We start from the raw sequence: 15,624 nt of genomic DNA on the forward strand, positions 1-15,624 counted from the left end.
CGCTTGCGCTTATCAGGCCTACAAATTCTACAAATACCGATCCCGTAGGCCGGATAAGGCGGTAGCCGCCATCCGGCTTCACATTACGTCTTCTTCAGATGCGTTACGACTAATTGGTGGCGCGAATTATAGAACTTCCGATAGGTTAAATAGCAGGCGATAATGGTCGACAGGCTGGCGGTAGAAAGCAGCATAAAGGTCACCATAATCTGATATTTGATCGCTTTTACTGGATCGATACCGGCAAAGATTAACCCTGACATCATCCCCGGCAAGCTCACCAGACCGACGGTTTTCGCGGAATCAATGGTTGGGATCAGCGACGCACGAATACTGTCGCGAATTAACGGTGCGGAGGCAATTTTCGGCGTGGCCCCGAGACTTAACTTTTCCTGAATTTGCTGCTGCTCGCTGTTAAATCGCTGGCCAAGATTGTTATAACACAGCCCCACCGCCACCATCGCATTACCCGCAATCATGCCGGAAATCGGGATCACCTGCATCGGCGTGAACTCAATGGAGCCTGACAGCACCAGTACCGCCAGCGTCAGTCCGGCCCCTGCCGTTATTGCAATAAACGACGAGATAAAGGCGTTACCGATATATTTACTGCGTTTTTGCGCGTTATAGGCGGCATTAAAACAGATAAACAGCACCATCAATAAGGTCAGGATGCTGTGGTTCACACCGAAGATATATTTCAGCACGTAGCCGACGATAATAAGCTGGACAACCGCCCGGCAAACGCTCCAGAGAATATCTTTTTCCAGCGCCAGTTTTTCTTTGTGGCTAATCAGAATAGCCACCACCACCAGCATCATCGCTAATGCCAGCGACTCATTGGTAATATTATGCTCGTTCATTGCGTGTTTCCTGCATTTCTCCGGCAAGCGGCTGGAGGGTTATGACATTATCCGCATGATTAATTTCATCTTTGTCGTGCGTCACCCACAACACTGCCATATTTTTCTCGCGAACGTAGCGATGAATAAGCTCATTTACATTCCGCTTATTGGTTTCATCCAGCGCGCTGGTGATTTCATCGAGCAGCAGAATCTTGGGCAAAAACTGCAAATTACGAATGAGCGAGACGCGTTGCTTTTCACCGCCGGACAGTTCATTGATGCCTTTTTTGAGGATCGTCTCGGGTAGCTCAAAGCGCGCCAGATCGGCGAGAAACGCCTCTTCTTGTGGGTGTTTATGCCGAATTTGCCACGGAAAAATGAGATTGTCGTAAACGGTGTCGCCAAACAACGCGGGGGTTTGCGCGCAATACGAGACCTGCTGTCGGTACGCTTCGGGTTTGAGCGTGGATATCTCCTTTCCCTCAAAGAGGATCTCACCGTCGCTCGGGCTTATTAACGAGGCCACGATCTTCAGCAATGTACTTTTACCGCAGCCGGATGGGCCTGTTATGAGCTTAAATTCCCCGGCGTGGAGATTAAAACAGATATTATTGAGAATCTTCGTGTTACCCGCCTGCCAGCCGACCTCATTGAGCTGAAGCAGAATACTGCTGTCTTCCATCACATATCCCTTTTTTACCGCTTTCGTGCAGACAGTCTATACCCAAAATAATTCGAGTTGCATGAAGGCGGCAAGTGAGTGCCCCCTGGAACATAGATAATTGTGTTCCAGGGGTGAACGAACGTAGCTAACGCACATGCAACTTAAAGTATGACGGGTATATGCTTGTAATTTATTATAGGGGAGCCAACCTTGATTAATCGGGTATAATTTGACTTATCAGGCAGTAAAGGACAGCGTAACAGGAGGTTTTATCGATGCTTATTTTCATCCCCATTCTCATTTTTGTCGCGCTGGTGATTGTTGGCGCAGGCGTCAAAATCGTCCCTCAGGGATACCAGTGGACGGTGGAACGCTTTGGCCGTTACACCAAAACTCTGCAGCCAGGCTTAAGCCTCGTGGTACCGTTCATGGACCGGATTGGTCGTAAGATCAACATGATGGAGCAGGTTCTCGATATTCCGTCGCAGGAAGTCATCTCCAAAGATAACGCTAACGTGTCCATCGACGCGGTATGCTTTATTCAGGTGATCGACGCGCCAAAAGCGGCGTATGAAGTCAGCAATCTGGAACTGGCGATCATCAACCTGACGATGACCAACATCCGTACCGTTCTCGGCTCGATGGAGCTGGACGAAATGCTTTCCCAGCGCGACAACATCAATACGCGTTTGCTGCATATCGTTGATGAAGCCACCAACCCGTGGGGCATCAAAATTACCCGTATTGAGATCCGCGATGTGCGCCCACCGGCCGAGCTTATCGACGCCATGAACGCCCAGATGAAAGCGGAACGAACCAAGCGCGCTTATATTCTTGAGGCCGAAGGGATCCGCCAGGCCGAGATCGTCAAGGCCGAAGGTGAGAAGCAGTCGAAAATCCTGAAAGCAGAAGGTGAACGCCAGTCCGCGTTCTTGCAGGCCGAAGCGCGCGAACGTTCCGCCGAAGCCGAAGCCCGCGCAACGCAAATGGTGTCTGAGGCCATTGCCGCCGGGGATATTCAGGCCGTGAACTACTTCGTGGCGCAGAAATACACCGAAGCGCTGCAACAAATCGGGTCGTCCAATAACAGCAAAGTGGTGATGATGCCACTGGATGCCAGCAGCCTGATGGGTTCCATTGCTGGTATTAGCGAACTGATTAAGGACAGCGCCAGCGAGCGGAACAAATCATGATTGCGATGATTCTGGTTCATCCACACATCTTCTGGCTCAGCCTCGGCGGTCTGTTACTGGCCGCCGAGATGTTGGGCGGCAACGGCTATCTGCTGTGGAGCGGCGTGGCGGCAGTCATCACCGGTCTGGTGGTTTGGCTGTTACCGCTCGACTGGGCGTGGCAGGGCGCGATGTTCGCCGTCTTAACGCTGCTGGCAGCCTGGCTGTGGTGGAAGTGGTTAGCAAAGCGCGTGCAGGAACAAAAACCAGCAGACAGTCATCTCAACCAGCGCGGGCAGCAGTTGGTCGGTCGCCGGTTTGTGCTGGAAACAGCGCTGGTGAACGGGCGTGGACATATGCGCGTGGGCGACAGCTCCTGGCCGGTCAGTGCGCGTGACGATTTGAGCGCAGGAACACAGGTTGAGGTGATTGCCGTTGAAGGCATTACCCTGATTATCAGAGCCTTATAACCCACATAATGACAGGAACAAAGATTATGGTCAGGAAGACATCCCTCGCCTTTGCCGTGTGTACCTTGCTGGCGGGTGCCCCACAGGCATTTGCCTCTTTTGATATGGAAGATTGCAAATGGAGCGATGCGAGCTGTCTGCTGAAAGGCATCCCGGTGCTCAGCCCGGAAAACGACTCCCGTGATAACCTGCTGCGTCTGTTGAGCCAGGAGAAATCATTCACCCTGCCGGTGCAGTCACTGCCTGCGGATGTTACCCGCTCCCGCGATTACTATTTTGCTTATCATCCACAGTGGGATGAAGTATCTCCGCCGCCAGCCGCCGCCCCTGTGCAAAGCAAAGATGATGTGCTTACCCGCCAGATGACCGAGTTGCAGATCGCCCCCGGAGAGATAAACGCCAACGACGCAGAGCAAGAAAACCGCCATGTGTCGAATACGACAGACAGCGTCAGCCAGTTCTTTGCCGCGCTGCTGGCCGATACCGCGTTAACGGCTGAACAACGCCAGGCGTTAGCCCGGGCGCGTATGGGACTGCTTTCCGGCGCAACCGCTGAACAAATTACACCTTCTCTTGCCACCATCCCTGCCGATTCATCCGCGCAACAGTATAAAGCTTATCTGATTGCCGCCGCCCGTTTCTACGAAGGCGACTACGTCACTGCCGAACAGGATTTCACGCAGCTAGCCACCAACAGTAGTCCGTGGCTGGCAGAAACCGCGCAATATATGCTGATGCGCACCGCGCTGAACAAGAGCAGCCAGAACAGCGTCGGCGAATACGGCGACTTTGATAGTGCAAAAATCAACCGTCAGGATGCCAGTCAGGCGCAAACTCAGGCCCAGGCTTATCTGCAACGCTTCCCGCAGGGGCTGTACGCCGACTCCGCACGCGGCATGCTACGCCGGATTAACTGGTATTTGCAGGCATGGCCGCCGCTGGCTGGGCTGTATGAACAAGCCTTCCAGCAGACAACCGACGCACAGCAGCTGCGCGATACGGTCATCGAATACGATAATGTCTTCGGCATGGAGTTCTACGAACAATCTGTGGTGGATGCCTTCCCGGACGCCCCGCAGGTCAGCTATATCGAGTTGCTGCGCGCGCTGCGTCTGAACAACGAGAACAAACCGACGCTGACGCAGGCCCAGCTTGATGCCAGTAAACCGGTGTTTGAAAAGAGCGGGAAACTCGCGCTGTGGCAGGACCTGCAGCTGAATCTGTGGATGGCGACGGGCAACTACGCGGCCATTGTGCAGGCGGTGACCCCGGCGCAAAAACTCCCCGCACACGACATTCTCGCCTTCAGTGAGCAGGTGCTGTACGGCGAAGCGCTGATGGGGCAACAGCAGTGGCCCGCCGCGCGCGCGTTCTGGCAGCAGCTACTAAAAATCAGTCAGGACCCCGAACAGCAGCAGTATATCCAGGCCAAGCTGGCGGCAACGCTGGTTTACAGCGGCGACATTGCATCTATTTTCGCCCCGGACAGCGCGGTGACGAACCTGCGTTTTCGTTCGCAGGTGCTAAAAGCACAAGCAACACCAGAGCTGCTGCGCCAGCAGGCCACTCGCGGCCCCAACAACGAAGAACGCACCATCGCCCTGCATACATTGTTGGTACGCGATCTCACCGAGAATCGTTTTAGCGACTGGTTGAACGACAAAAAGCTGGCTGGCGCGATTACGCCACCGGTGATTGGCGAGTCGTTTGCTGACGTTAATCTGAGTACCTTTGACTGGAACGGCGACGCCGCCCAGGCCGGTTACACCTGCCGTAGCCTCGATGAAACGGTCACAGTGCTAAGCAAAAAAGCGGATGATGCCCACGCGTTGAACTGCCTGGGGGAATTCTTCCGCACCTCGCAAACCCATGTTGATCTGCAGGCAGACAGCGCCGGTAACGACGTGCTGGGCTCGGCCATCTCACGCAAAGAGCCATTCGGACAGTTTGACCGCCAGCGTTATTATCAGCAGGTGATCGCTTCCCCCAACGCAGAAGTCGAAGACAAGAGTTTTGCGCTGTACCGGGCCATCATGTGCTATGCGCCATCGGGTTATAACGAATGCGGCGGTGAAGAGGTGGACAAGTCGCAGCGTAAAGACTGGTACACACAGTTGAAGACGAAGTATCCAGGAAGCCCGTGGGCGCAAAAACTCAAATACTACTGGTAATTGCGCTGCTGAGCGGACAGGCTCAGGCCGCAGAAACGGTAGCTGCCCGTGAACATCAGGCCTTTTGGTTATGGTCCGGGGTAAAAGCCAGCGACGAGCTGCGGGACGCGCAAACGGTGTATCTGCACCAGGGCGAAGTGCTGACCCGCTCGGGTCAGGTGGTCTTTCAGCGTCTTGGTCTGCCGGTCAGTCGCCTGACCTTTCCGTCAATCTGGCTGACCGTGCGTTTTACTACCCTCGACGTGCCGGATACGATCCCGGCGCGTATCGTGCGGCTGTTGCAGCGCTGGCAGGCCGCAGGCAACCACGTGGTCGGCCTGCAGGTTGATTTTGACGCGGCAACCCATCAGCTCGCCGATTATGCCCGATTTCTGCAACAGCTGCGTCAACAACTGCCGCCGGAGTTCGCTCTTGGGGTAACCGGACTGCTGGACTGGGCCAGGACCGGCGATGTCGCCACGCTGAACGCGCTACCGGTTGATGAACTGGTGGTGCAGAGCTATCAGGGACGTCACACGGTAGCCAATTATCAGGCGTATCTGCCCGCACTCACCCGGTTACGCATTCCGTTTAAGCTCGGGCTGGTACAACACGGTAGTCGGGATGTGCAGGCGGAAGCGCAGTTGGAGACATCACCGTGGTATCGCGGCACGGTGGTCTTTATGCTGCAACCGCCTCGCCTTTAGGCCTTCGCTTTGTGGTGGCAGCAGCCGGAGAGATTATCAATGATCGGGCATTCGGCGCTGTCATCGCCGGGGCAGCTGTCCGCCAGCGCCAGCAAATGCGTGCGCATCGCCTGGAGTTCGTTAATGTGCCGCTCGATGTCGGCTACTTTTTCCAGGGTGCGCTTTTTCACATCCGCGCTGTGGCGTGCCGGATCGTTAAACAGGTTTACCAGCTCACCGCACTCTTCAAGGTTAAAGCCAACCTGCCGCGCCTGACGTAGCAGCGTCAGTTCGTTCAGATGCTGTTGAGTGTAAGTGCGGTATCCGTTTTCGCTACGCAGCGGCGGCGTCACCAACCCTTTCTCTTCATAAAAGCGGATAGCTTTACTGGTTAAACCGGTTTTTTTAGCAACATCGGATATATTCACATCTTCCCCCTTGACCTTCCCCTTGATGGAAGGTTTAACCTTTATAACAGTTAGTCAAAACGATTGCCAAGGTCAATAAACCACCGACCAATCATAGAGGATTATTGTTATGTCTCAAACCATCGACCTGACTCTGGACGGATTGTCCTGTGGTCATTGCGTTAAACGCGTCAAAGAAAGTCTCGAACAACGTCCGGATGTTGAGCAAGCGGATGTCACCGTGACCGAAGCACACGTTACCGGTAGCGCCAGCGCCGAAGCGTTAATTGAAACCATCAAGCAAGCCGGTTACGGCGCAGAGTTAAGCCACCCAAAGGCTAAACCGCTGGCGGAGTCATCAATCCCGTCGGAAGCGCTGACAGCGGTCTCTTCTGAGCTTCCGGTAGCGACCGCTGAAGATGACAGCCAACAGTTGTTGTTGAGCGGCATGAGCTGCGCCAGCTGTGTTTCCCGGGTACAAAATGCGTTGCAAAACGTACCGGGTGTCACGCAGGCACGGGTAAATCTGGCGGAGCGTACTGCGCTGGTAATGGGTAGCGCTTCCGCCGAAGAATTAGTTCAGGCCGTAGAGAAAGCAGGTTACGGCGCTGAAGCCATCGAAGACGATGTTAAACGTCGTGAACGCCAGCAGGAAACAGCTGTTGCCACCATGAAACGCTTTCGCTGGCAGGCCGCAGTCGCGCTGTTGCTGGGCGTACCGGTGATGGTGTGGGGCATGATGGGCGATAACATGATGGTCACCGCCGATAACCGCAGCCTGTGGTTGGTTATCGGTCTGGCGACGCTCGCCGTGATGGTCTTCGCAGGCGGTCACTTTTACCGCAGCGCGTGGAAAAGCCTGATGAACGGCACCGCGACCATGGATACCCTGGTGGCGCTCGGAACCGGGGTGGCCTGGCTCTATTCGATGAGCGTTAACCTCTGGCCGCAGTGGTTCCCACTGGAAGCACGCCACCTCTATTATGAAGCCAGTGCGATGATTATCGGTCTGATTAACCTCGGACATATGCTGGAGGCGCGCGCCCGTCAACGCTCGTCTAAAGCACTGGAAAAACTGCTCGACCTCACGCCACCGACCGCGCGCGTGGTGACGGAAGAAGGCGAAAGAAACGTCCCGCTGGCCGATGTTCAGGCGGGCATGTTACTGCGCCTGACCACCGGAGACCGTGTCCCGGTGGACGGTGAAATAACCCAGGGCGAAGCCTGGCTGGATGAAGCCATGCTCACCGGCGAACCGATCCCGCAACAAAAAGGCGAAGGCGACAACGTTCACGCCGGTACGGTGGTTCAGGATGGCAGCGTGCTGTTCCGCGCCAGCGCTGTCGGTAGTCATACTACTCTGTCGCGCATTATTCGTATGGTCCGTCAGGCGCAAAGCAGCAAGCCGGAGATTGGTAAGCTGGCTGACCGCATCTCCTCGGTGTTCGTTCCGGTGGTGGTAGTGATTGCGCTGGTCAGCGCCGCAATCTGGTATTTCTTCGGCCCGGCACCGCAAATTGTCTATACGCTGGTGATTGCCACCACCGTACTGATTATCGCCTGCCCGTGTGCGCTGGGTCTGGCAACACCGATGTCGATTATTTCCGGGGTCGGTCGTGCCGCAGAGTTTGGTGTTCTGGTCCGCGACGCCGATGCGCTGCAGCGTGCCAGCACGCTTGATACCGTGGTGTTTGATAAAACCGGGACGCTGACCGAAGGGAAACCGCAGGTTGTCGCCATCAAAACCTTCGGTGACACCGATGAAGCACAGGCCATCCGCCTGGCTGCGGCCCTTGAACAGGGTTCCAGCCACCCGCTGGCCCGCGCGATCCTGGATAAAGCTGGCGATGCGGCCCTGCCGCAGGTCAATGGGTTCCGTACGCTGCGTGGTTTAGGCGTCAGCGGCGAAGCAGAAGGTCATACGCTGCTGCTGGGCAACCAGGCGCTACTCCATGAACAGCAGGTGGTCACCACAGAGATGGAAGCCGAAATCACCACGCAGGCCACTCAGGGTTCAACCCCAGTTCTGCTGGCGATTGACGGTAAAGCGGCCGCACTGCTTGCGGTACGTGATCCACTGCGCAGCGACAGCGTGGCGGCACTGCAGCGTTTGCACCGCGCCGGGTATCGTCTGGTGATGCTTACCGGGGACAACCCGACTACCGCCAACGCCATTGCCAAAGAGGCGGGTATTGATGAAGTGATCGCGGGTGTCCTGCCGGACGGGAAAGCCGAGGCGATTAAACGTCTGCAAAGCCAGGGACGTCAGGTGGCGATGGTCGGTGATGGGATTAACGATGCGCCAGCACTCGCCCAGGCTGATGTGGGGATTGCCATGGGCGGCGGCAGCGATGTCGCCATTGAAACCGCAGCGATTACGCTGATGCGCCATAGCCTGATGGGCGTGGCGGATGCGCTGTCTATCTCGCGGGCCACCTTGCGTAATATGAAGCAGAACCTGCTCGGCGCATTTATCTACAACAGCATCGGTATTCCCGTTGCCGCCGGGATCCTGTGGCCGTTTACCGGCACCCTGCTTAACCCGGTGGTCGCAGGAGCCGCGATGGCGCTCTCTTCCATCACCGTGGTAAGCAACGCGAACCGACTGCTGCGCTTTAAACCCAAAGAGTAACCCTGTGCCGGATGACGCTAACGCTCATCCGGCCTACAAAGTGCAGGTGATATTGTAGGTTGGATCAGACCTACATTGTTCAAAATCATTGACTATAATTTTATCGCAAATCAATCATAACACTATGATTTTATGGTTGATTTAATAGTTGTGAAATTTCAAATACATGCATACGATTTTACAGTAACAGCCCCCACAACATCACACGCTGTTATGCAGATTGTATGCAATCATTATGCAAAGGAAATCAACATGCGGTTAAATGATAGTATTATTAAAATCCTTAAGAGTTAGCAGGAATGACTCACAAAGTAAGAACTGAAATGCAGTATTCACGTATGGATTAGTTGCTGACAGCGATCCATTAGAAACGTCTGTCGCAAATGGAATCGAATTTAACATTCCTCATAATTAAGCAACGAATATTCAAAAAATGAATGCGCGTAAACCTGGTGAACGTTATCTATCATTCTCTGAAATAAGATAAATAGACTTAATCTTTGAAAAATATCTATTTTAATTAGAACAATATTTAAAATATTTATTAATGCAGGGCATCAGATTTACATCCTGAATATTTAATGTGAAAGCTCATTATTTTTTTAAATTTGCGAGTAACATCACAACAAAACCAATAAAAATAGTCTGATATCAACCTTTGATAGTTTATGGAAGAATTTAATTATGAGATCTTTTAATAAGCGTTATGAAGGTTTTTTATTATCACCTGGAGATCAAACGAGTTGTGGCGGATTTATATTAAAGAGTAAGGAACGCCATACTGTTGATGGAGCGGAAATAGTATATGAAATGGACGAGTATGTATGCGGAGTTAATGGTAAAAAATATAAAATTAAAGGCGGAGTACCTAAAGATTCATGGATTGAAAGAGGGAAGGATTTATTTCGCCGAACAAGCTTAATTTCCTGGGATAGTGATATTGATTCGGAGGGTCGAAAAGTAGAGCCACCATCAACATCGATAAAACGGCTTAATGAAGAAACTATTTCATATAGAAGGAACCACGATTATCTTCGGGGTTCTGAAAACGGATTTGAACATTGTAGATTTCTAGGAAGTGTGGGGGGAACGATAAACCTGAGAAAAAAAATAATCGTTAATGATGAAAATGAAGATATTTTTTCACATAGAACATCCAATTTTAAATTCCGAACCAGAATAAGTAATGAATTATATAATCATAACTTAAAAATGGGACGTGATATGTCTCAATACGAAACGGAAATTATCTGTTCACTGGCTGGTTCAGCACATAGTAGAGGTACATGTCCTTGCCACTGTCGATTTATCCCCCATTTGAATATTACATACAGATATGATGATTATATTTTAGCAAGCTATAAATCAGCAAATATGCCTCAAAATTCCACACATCCAGCTCACGCAACAAGACAAATTTCAGAGTCCAGACCATCAGTTGAACCGGGATTTTGTGTAATACCAGAATTGACGACACCTAAATCATATGAATATGAGTTAATGGTCAATCCACCATCAGGAGTAAAAGAGTTATATCATCAGTTGAATCCAGAAAAAAAGAAAAAGCCAGGTTCAATCTTAGTTGTTGCTGATCCACTATCCAGGTCATCTGAAAAAATTGCGCAAATACAAACAGCAAGGGACAAAATTGATAAAGCACTGGAACCTCTGACGAATGAGGAAGCCAAATTATTGTATGAAAACAGAACCCCAATAGATATATTTTCATCTAATATATATAGCGATGCTTTAGGACAAAGCGGGGATATTTTAGGTTATATAAAGGATGCTGGGGGAAGTTATTATGAAGAAATAAATAAAACACTAAACGAAATACAGGAACTTTATAAAAAAACATATAGCCACAATTCTGGTCGCATTTCTGGTGAGGGATTTTTTGGTCAACGAGAAAGATTATTTAAGAAGCTAGATGGTATTTTGAATCAATTCTCAAAAGAACAATTGAATTTAAAACAATACGAACAGATAAAACAAGCATTGGGTTTATCCACAAAATCCATTATGCATAAGTGGGATCAAACAGGTGTGAAAGATATTGAAGGTTATGCAAGCTACATAGAAAAATCTGCCAAACTCCTAAAAGTAATGAGAACGACAGGTTATGTTGGTATTGGTCTTGATTTTGCGAGTTATACAACTAACGTTTATGAGGCCTGCGCAAAGGGACGAGAGAGCGAATGCAGAAAAGCTGCAATGACAGAGTATAGTAAATTTGGCACTAAACAGGTAGTGGGTATTACTGCGGGAGGTGTCGCAGGACCAGCAGCAAGGGGAATCTGTATGTGGGCATTGGGACTTGCCACATCAGAAGTGGGAGCGATCGGTGCGGGACTGTGCCTGGTAACAGGAATCGGTACGGGAATTATAGCTGGAAAAGCAGCAGAGAAAAAAGGTGAAAGATGGGGGGAGCGTTTGGGAGAAGCTCTTAATAACGCGATAGATAACAATCCAGATAAATTAACCCATTCACCCGATACGTTTAATGAAGAATCAGGTATATTAATATATGAAAAACTTTTTGATAGAAAACTTCGATAATATACAGTTTTTATTTATTACAGCTATTTTATTTAGTTTTGTTGTATTAGTATTTGTTTCATATGTAATTAATAAAGATAGCTATGAAAAAATCGTGAAACTATATGAAGGAAAATTTGACAGTTTACCTCAGACAGCGCGTATGGCAAGGGGGGCAAGTTTGATAGGTTCCCCGGCTGCATACCATGCAAAAATTGGTTTTATAATGGGCAGCCTAATATTTCCATATAATCGTGTTACAAATCATGATATGAGCATGGAAGGATATAGATTTATTCGCAGTTTACCTGGTTATCTGATTACAGGTTTTAGGGTGGAAGCTGCCATTTGGTTCATATTGACTATACTAATATCTGGTTTGATTTTTATTGAAAATGTAGTGTAAATTAAAGAAGGGACTTTATCAGAGTCCCTTCTTTAATTCTATTTTAATGCACCATATATCTAATCAACAACCCAGCCATACGTAGCAGAAGGTAATAACCCACTTACAAAAACGTTTGGATTCACTTTAGGATCTGTAACTGCCGAGTATGGCCTGTTACCTAAAATCACAATAGCCATATGATTAACCGGGTCGATAAAAGTCAGCGTTCCGGTCCAGCCTGTATGACCATACGTTTCTGAACTGGCTAATACACCAAACGTTGGCGTCATCAATGCGTTGCCGTTTACACACCATCCCTGGCGATTTCGCGTCGCCATCCGGCGATTCACGCATTGCACCTTCCTGGACCACGCGCTAGCATGGGATTTTTCAACGGGAGGTCGTATGGATCTGTTATACCGGGTAAAAGCATTATGGTCTGCACTGCGTGGCAACCATTATACCTGGCCTGCTATCGACATCTCGTTGCCCGGCAATCGCCATTTTCATCTGATTGGCAGTATTCATATGGGTAGCCGTGAAATGGCCCCTCTGCCCGCCAAACTCCTGAAAAAGCTCTACCGCGCCGACGCGCTGATCGTCGAAGCCGATGTTTCCGGTGACGATGCGCCGTTTGCTAACCTGCCCACGTTTGCCGCTCTGGAAGACCGCATCAGCGACGAGCAGCTCCGCCACGTGCAAAAAGTCAGCGCTGAGTTGGGCATTTCCCCTTCCCTGTTTTCCACCCAACCCTTGTGGCAAATCGCCATGATATTGCAGGCAACCCAGGCGCAGCAGCTGGGGCTACGTGCGGAATACGGGATTGATTACCAACTGCTGAAACAGGCGAAGCAGGCGCAAAAGCCGGTCATCGAGCTGGAAGGTGCAGCCAGCCAAATCGATCTTTTATGTCAGCTACCGGATAACGGCCTGGCGTTGCTGGACGACACCCTGACACACTGGCATACCAATGCCCGTCTGCTGCAACAGATGATGGGTTGGTGGTTAAAAACACCGCCGCAGAATAACGATCTCACGTTACCCAATACGTTCAGTCAGTCGTTATATGACGTCCTGATGCACCAGCGAAATGAGGCATGGCGGGAAAAGCTCAATGCGCTGCCCGCAGGCCATTATGTGGTAGCAGTGGGCGCACTGCATCTTTATGGGGAAGGGAATTTGCCGGAGATGTTGCGATAAAAAAATGGCCAATATTTCTATTGGCCCGTCAAAGAGGAATTTCATCGTTATTATTATGCCGACGCTTAAAGCATCGGTGTAGGTCGATTGTCGCTCAAAGTCAGCATCCTGCCAACACTATTGCGCAAGATGGTACTATTTTTTCGACCGCCATCAGGCGTATGCTTTAGTCGTATTTTGTCTGGGCCAGGAAAATTGCTATGACACCCGCCGTTAAATTACTCGAAAAAAACAAGATTTCGTTCCAGATCCATACCTATGACCACGATCCATCAGAGACCAACTTTGGTGATGAGGTAGTGCGTAAACTGGGTCTGAATGCGGACCAGGTCTATAAAACACTGCTGGTTGCCGTAAATGGTGATATGAAACATCTGGCCGTCGCCGTCACGCCGGTAGCCGAACAGCTGGATCTGAAAAAGGTCGCCAGGGCGCTCGGCGCAAAAAAGGTCGACATGGCCGACCCGATGGTGGCACAGCGCGCCACCGGCTATCTGGTAGGCGGCATTAGCCCATTAGGACAGAAAAAAAGATTTCCGACGCTTATCGACGCCCCCGCCCGGACGTTTGACACCATTTATGTTTCCGGCGGCAAACGCGGGCTGGACATTGAACTGGCGGCGGACGATCTGGCCAAAATTCTGGATGCGAAATTCGCCGATATCGCACGCCGCGATTAACCTGTTTTGGAATGATTGCCTGATGGAGCTACGCTAATCAGGCCTACAAACCGCATTGACTCGTAGGCCGGATAAGGTGCTTGCACCGCCATCCGGCACTGCGCTCAGTTACTGCCAGCTAACTTCCCCCTTCGGCTCATACGCACTGGCATCCAGCGGTGAATTCTTCTGCACGTACTCTTTCAACACTTCCGCATCGATAAAACCGGTATTCACATAGCCCGGCTTGTTATCAATTCGCGGATAGCCATCACCGCCGGTAGCATTGAAACTCAGCGTCGCCATGCGATAAGTTTTTGCCGGGTCAACGGGCTCACCCTTGATTTTCACATCGTTAAGCTTGCCGTCTTTTGCCACAAAGCTAACGTTGGCAAATTGCGGATAGGCACCCGAGTCTGGCTTCATTTGCGCAACGGCGGTCAGATAGTCAACCACCTCTTTACCACTCATATCGGCATAGACCACAATGTTGCCAAACGGCTGAACCTTGAGCACGCTTTTATAGGTAATGTCGCCGCCTTCAATGGAGTCACGGACGCCACCACCGCTCATCACGCCAAAATCTGCCCCGGTGCGCGCCATTTGCGCTGCCAGTAGCAGACGCCCCATATTAGTCTGCACAAAACGGACTTTGCTGCGGTCTCCTTCCAGACGCCCATTGACGCTGCCAATTTTGACCTCCAGCTGCGCTTTGCCTTTATTCTGGAACGGCGTTAGCAGGGAGAGCATTTGCTGATTTTCAGGGATTTCCGGGGTGAAAAGGACGCGTTCACTTTTGCCGTTATCCCAGGTCACTTTCTTCTTCAGGTTTACCGGAATGAGTTGATAGTTAACCATTTTCATTTCGCCATTGCGGAATTCAAAGTCCGCACGGCCTACATATTTTCCCCACTCGTGGGCTTGTACAATCCAGATACCATTTTGTTTATCCGGCGCACACGGGGTTCCTGGTACGTAATCTACCTGCTTTTTGTTTTCGGATGCCATGCACACTGGATCCTGTGAGTGGCCGCCCACAATCATTGCCAGCGCACCAGCGGGCAGGCTACGCGCCATTTCCACATCGCCCGGGGCGTTAGAACCGTGGTTGCCGTTGTCGTAATGTCCCATGTGCGTGGTAGCAATAATGACGTCGGGCTTTTCACCCATATTGAGTTCCTGAATCACCAGCTTGGCTTCATCCGCAGGTTTACGGAACTCGATGTCGGTGAAGAATTCCGGGTTGCCAATTTTCGCCGTGTCGTCGGTGGTTAAACCGATAACAGCAATTTTTAAATCCTGGCGCTTAAAGATGGCCCAGGGTTTGAATAAACGCTCACCGGTGTTTTTCTGGTAGATATTGGCGGAGAGGAGCGGGAATTTGGCCCATTTTTCCTGCTGTCGCAACACGGTCAGTGGATTATCAAATTCGTGATTTCCCACCGCCATCGCGTCATAGCCAATCAGGTTCATGCCGCGAAAATCCGGTTCAGCATCCTGAAGATCGGACTCCGGTACACCGGTATTAATGTCGCCGCCGGAAAGCAGCAGTACGCTTCCGCCCTCGGCTGCAACCTCATGACGAATACCGTCCACCAGCGTTTTTTGCGCCGCCAGCCCGTATTCGCCGTATTCGCTACGCCAGAAGTGGCCGTGATGATCGTTGGTATGCAGAATGGTTATTTTATAGGTTTTATCTTTTTCGTAAGCCTGAGCAGGCTGACCTGCCAGCGCAAAAGCGGCAAATAATGCCAGCGCCACGCCCCGTTTCAAAAATTTCATGCTTCTCTCCCTGACCCAATATCAACCGCTG

General features: G+C 50.9%; 14 protein-coding genes. 9 read left to right on the forward strand and 5 right to left on the reverse strand.

Annotated features, from left to right (window positions below; genetic code table 11):
- Positions 1 to 83 precede the first annotated feature (83 nt).
- Both fetB and fetA read right to left on the reverse strand, forming a co-directional pair.
- Positions 84 to 863 (reverse strand): iron export ABC transporter permease subunit FetB, encoded by a 780-nt coding sequence (gene fetB, locus IMQ48_RS06375; protein WP_196208347.1) that lies wholly within the window; start codon positions 861 to 863, stop codon positions 84 to 86.
- The gene (fetA, locus tag IMQ48_RS06380) at positions 850 to 1,527 is read right to left on the reverse strand and encodes an iron ABC transporter ATP-binding protein FetA (protein ID WP_196208348.1); all 678 of its coding nucleotides are present in this window, start codon (positions 1,525 to 1,527) and stop codon (positions 850 to 852) included. The genes fetB and fetA overlap by 14 nt, the downstream gene beginning before the upstream one ends.
- A gap of 257 nt (positions 1,528 to 1,784) precedes the next feature.
- Here fetA and IMQ48_RS06385 point away from each other — a divergent pair, with 257 nt between their 5' ends.
- Genes IMQ48_RS06385 through IMQ48_RS06400 form a run of 4 tightly spaced genes read left to right on the forward strand, consistent with a single transcriptional unit; the run spans position 1,785 to position 6,008 of the window.
- On the forward strand, positions 1,785 to 2,702 hold the full coding sequence (locus IMQ48_RS06385) for an SPFH domain-containing protein (RefSeq protein ID WP_096758014.1): 918 nt from the start codon (positions 1,785 to 1,787) through the stop codon (positions 2,700 to 2,702).
- A complete protein-coding gene (locus IMQ48_RS06390; RefSeq protein WP_182037774.1) occupies positions 2,699 to 3,151 on the forward strand; it encodes an NfeD family protein in 453 nt (150 codons plus the stop codon). The genes IMQ48_RS06385 and IMQ48_RS06390 overlap by 4 nt, the downstream gene beginning before the upstream one ends.
- 26 nt (positions 3,152 to 3,177) lie before the next feature.
- Positions 3,178 to 5,322 (forward strand): hypothetical protein, encoded by a 2,145-nt coding sequence (locus tag IMQ48_RS06395; RefSeq protein ID WP_196208349.1) that lies wholly within the window; start codon positions 3,178 to 3,180, stop codon positions 5,320 to 5,322.
- The gene (locus tag IMQ48_RS06400; RefSeq protein WP_196208350.1) at positions 5,292 to 6,008 is read left to right on the forward strand and encodes a DUF3142 domain-containing protein; all 717 of its coding nucleotides are present in this window, start codon (positions 5,292 to 5,294) and stop codon (positions 6,006 to 6,008) included. Before IMQ48_RS06395 ends, IMQ48_RS06400 begins: the two co-directional genes overlap by 31 nt.
- Here the strand turns inward: IMQ48_RS06400 and cueR are convergent.
- The gene (cueR, locus tag IMQ48_RS06405; RefSeq protein WP_096758018.1) at positions 6,005 to 6,415 is read right to left on the reverse strand and encodes a Cu(I)-responsive transcriptional regulator; all 411 of its coding nucleotides are present in this window, start codon (positions 6,413 to 6,415) and stop codon (positions 6,005 to 6,007) included. The two genes, IMQ48_RS06400 and cueR, sit on opposite strands and share 4 nt — an antisense overlap.
- A gap of 109 nt (positions 6,416 to 6,524) precedes the next feature.
- Here cueR and copA point away from each other — a divergent pair, with 109 nt between their 5' ends.
- The 3 genes from copA (at position 6,525) to IMQ48_RS06420 (ending at position 11,970) form a co-directional block, all read left to right on the forward strand.
- Positions 6,525 to 9,026: a copper-exporting P-type ATPase CopA gene (gene copA, locus IMQ48_RS06410; RefSeq protein WP_196208351.1), complete on the forward strand. Its 2,502-nt coding sequence runs from the start codon at positions 6,525 to 6,527 to the stop codon at positions 9,024 to 9,026.
- 684 nt (positions 9,027 to 9,710) lie between these two features.
- Positions 9,711 to 11,585 carry a hypothetical protein gene (locus tag IMQ48_RS06415; protein ID WP_196208352.1) on the forward strand — a complete coding sequence of 625 codons (1,875 nt, stop codon included), beginning with the start codon at positions 9,711 to 9,713 and terminating at the stop codon, positions 11,583 to 11,585.
- The gene (locus IMQ48_RS06420) at positions 11,554 to 11,970 is read left to right on the forward strand and encodes a hypothetical protein (protein WP_196208353.1); all 417 of its coding nucleotides are present in this window, start codon (positions 11,554 to 11,556) and stop codon (positions 11,968 to 11,970) included. Before IMQ48_RS06415 ends, IMQ48_RS06420 begins: the two co-directional genes overlap by 32 nt.
- Before the next feature lie 59 nt (positions 11,971 to 12,029).
- On the opposite strand, the gene IMQ48_RS23000 is transcribed toward IMQ48_RS06420, so the two are convergent.
- On the reverse strand, positions 12,030 to 12,407 hold the full coding sequence (locus IMQ48_RS23000; protein ID WP_230326300.1) for a serine hydrolase: 378 nt from the start codon (positions 12,405 to 12,407) through the stop codon (positions 12,030 to 12,032).
- On the opposite strand from IMQ48_RS23000, the gene IMQ48_RS06430 reads away from it, so the two are divergent.
- Both IMQ48_RS06430 and ybaK read left to right on the forward strand, forming a co-directional pair.
- On the forward strand, positions 12,358 to 13,152 hold the full coding sequence (locus tag IMQ48_RS06430) for a TraB/GumN family protein (RefSeq protein ID WP_196208354.1): 795 nt from the start codon (positions 12,358 to 12,360) through the stop codon (positions 13,150 to 13,152). The two genes, IMQ48_RS23000 and IMQ48_RS06430, sit on opposite strands and share 50 nt — an antisense overlap.
- Positions 13,153 to 13,352: 200 nt before the next feature.
- Entirely contained in the window at positions 13,353 to 13,832 is a 480-nt protein-coding gene (gene ybaK, locus IMQ48_RS06435) for a Cys-tRNA(Pro)/Cys-tRNA(Cys) deacylase YbaK (protein WP_196208355.1), read from the forward strand.
- 108 nt (positions 13,833 to 13,940) lie between these two features.
- Here ybaK and ushA read toward each other — a convergent pair whose 3' ends face one another.
- The gene (gene ushA, locus IMQ48_RS06440) at positions 13,941 to 15,593 is read right to left on the reverse strand and encodes a bifunctional UDP-sugar hydrolase/5'-nucleotidase UshA (protein ID WP_196208356.1); all 1,653 of its coding nucleotides are present in this window, start codon (positions 15,591 to 15,593) and stop codon (positions 13,941 to 13,943) included.
- Positions 15,594 to 15,624: the final 31 nt, after the last annotated feature.

Source organism: Citrobacter sp. Res13-Sevr-PEB04-36 (assembly GCF_015672735.1).
Taxonomy (GTDB): domain Bacteria; phylum Pseudomonadota; class Gammaproteobacteria; order Enterobacterales; family Enterobacteriaceae; genus Citrobacter.

Bases quoted from the DNA above. Each gene is read 5' to 3' on its own strand.
- IMQ48_RS06430 (WP_196208354.1), top strand. From the start codon at position 12,358: ATGGATCTGTTATACCGGGTAAAAGCATTATGGTCTGCACTGCGTGGC.
- IMQ48_RS06415 (WP_196208352.1), top strand. From the start codon at position 9,711: ATGAGATCTTTTAATAAGCGTTATGAAGGTTTTTTATTATCACCTGGA.
- copA (WP_196208351.1), top strand. From the start codon at position 6,525: ATGTCTCAAACCATCGACCTGACTCTGGACGGATTGTCCTGTGGTCAT.
- ushA (WP_196208356.1), bottom strand. From the start codon at position 15,593: ATGAAATTTTTGAAACGGGGCGTGGCGCTGGCATTATTTGCCGCTTTT.
- ybaK (WP_196208355.1), top strand. From the start codon at position 13,353: ATGACACCCGCCGTTAAATTACTCGAAAAAAACAAGATTTCGTTCCAG.
- IMQ48_RS06390 (WP_182037774.1), top strand. From the start codon at position 2,699: ATGATTGCGATGATTCTGGTTCATCCACACATCTTCTGGCTCAGCCTC.
- fetA (WP_196208348.1), bottom strand. From the start codon at position 1,527: ATGGAAGACAGCAGTATTCTGCTTCAGCTCAATGAGGTCGGCTGGCAG.
- IMQ48_RS06385 (WP_096758014.1), top strand. From the start codon at position 1,785: ATGCTTATTTTCATCCCCATTCTCATTTTTGTCGCGCTGGTGATTGTT.
- IMQ48_RS06395 (WP_196208349.1), top strand. From the start codon at position 3,178: ATGGTCAGGAAGACATCCCTCGCCTTTGCCGTGTGTACCTTGCTGGCG.
- IMQ48_RS06420 (WP_196208353.1), top strand. From the start codon at position 11,554: ATGAAAAACTTTTTGATAGAAAACTTCGATAATATACAGTTTTTATTT.
- fetB (WP_196208347.1), bottom strand. From the start codon at position 863: ATGAACGAGCATAATATTACCAATGAGTCGCTGGCATTAGCGATGATG.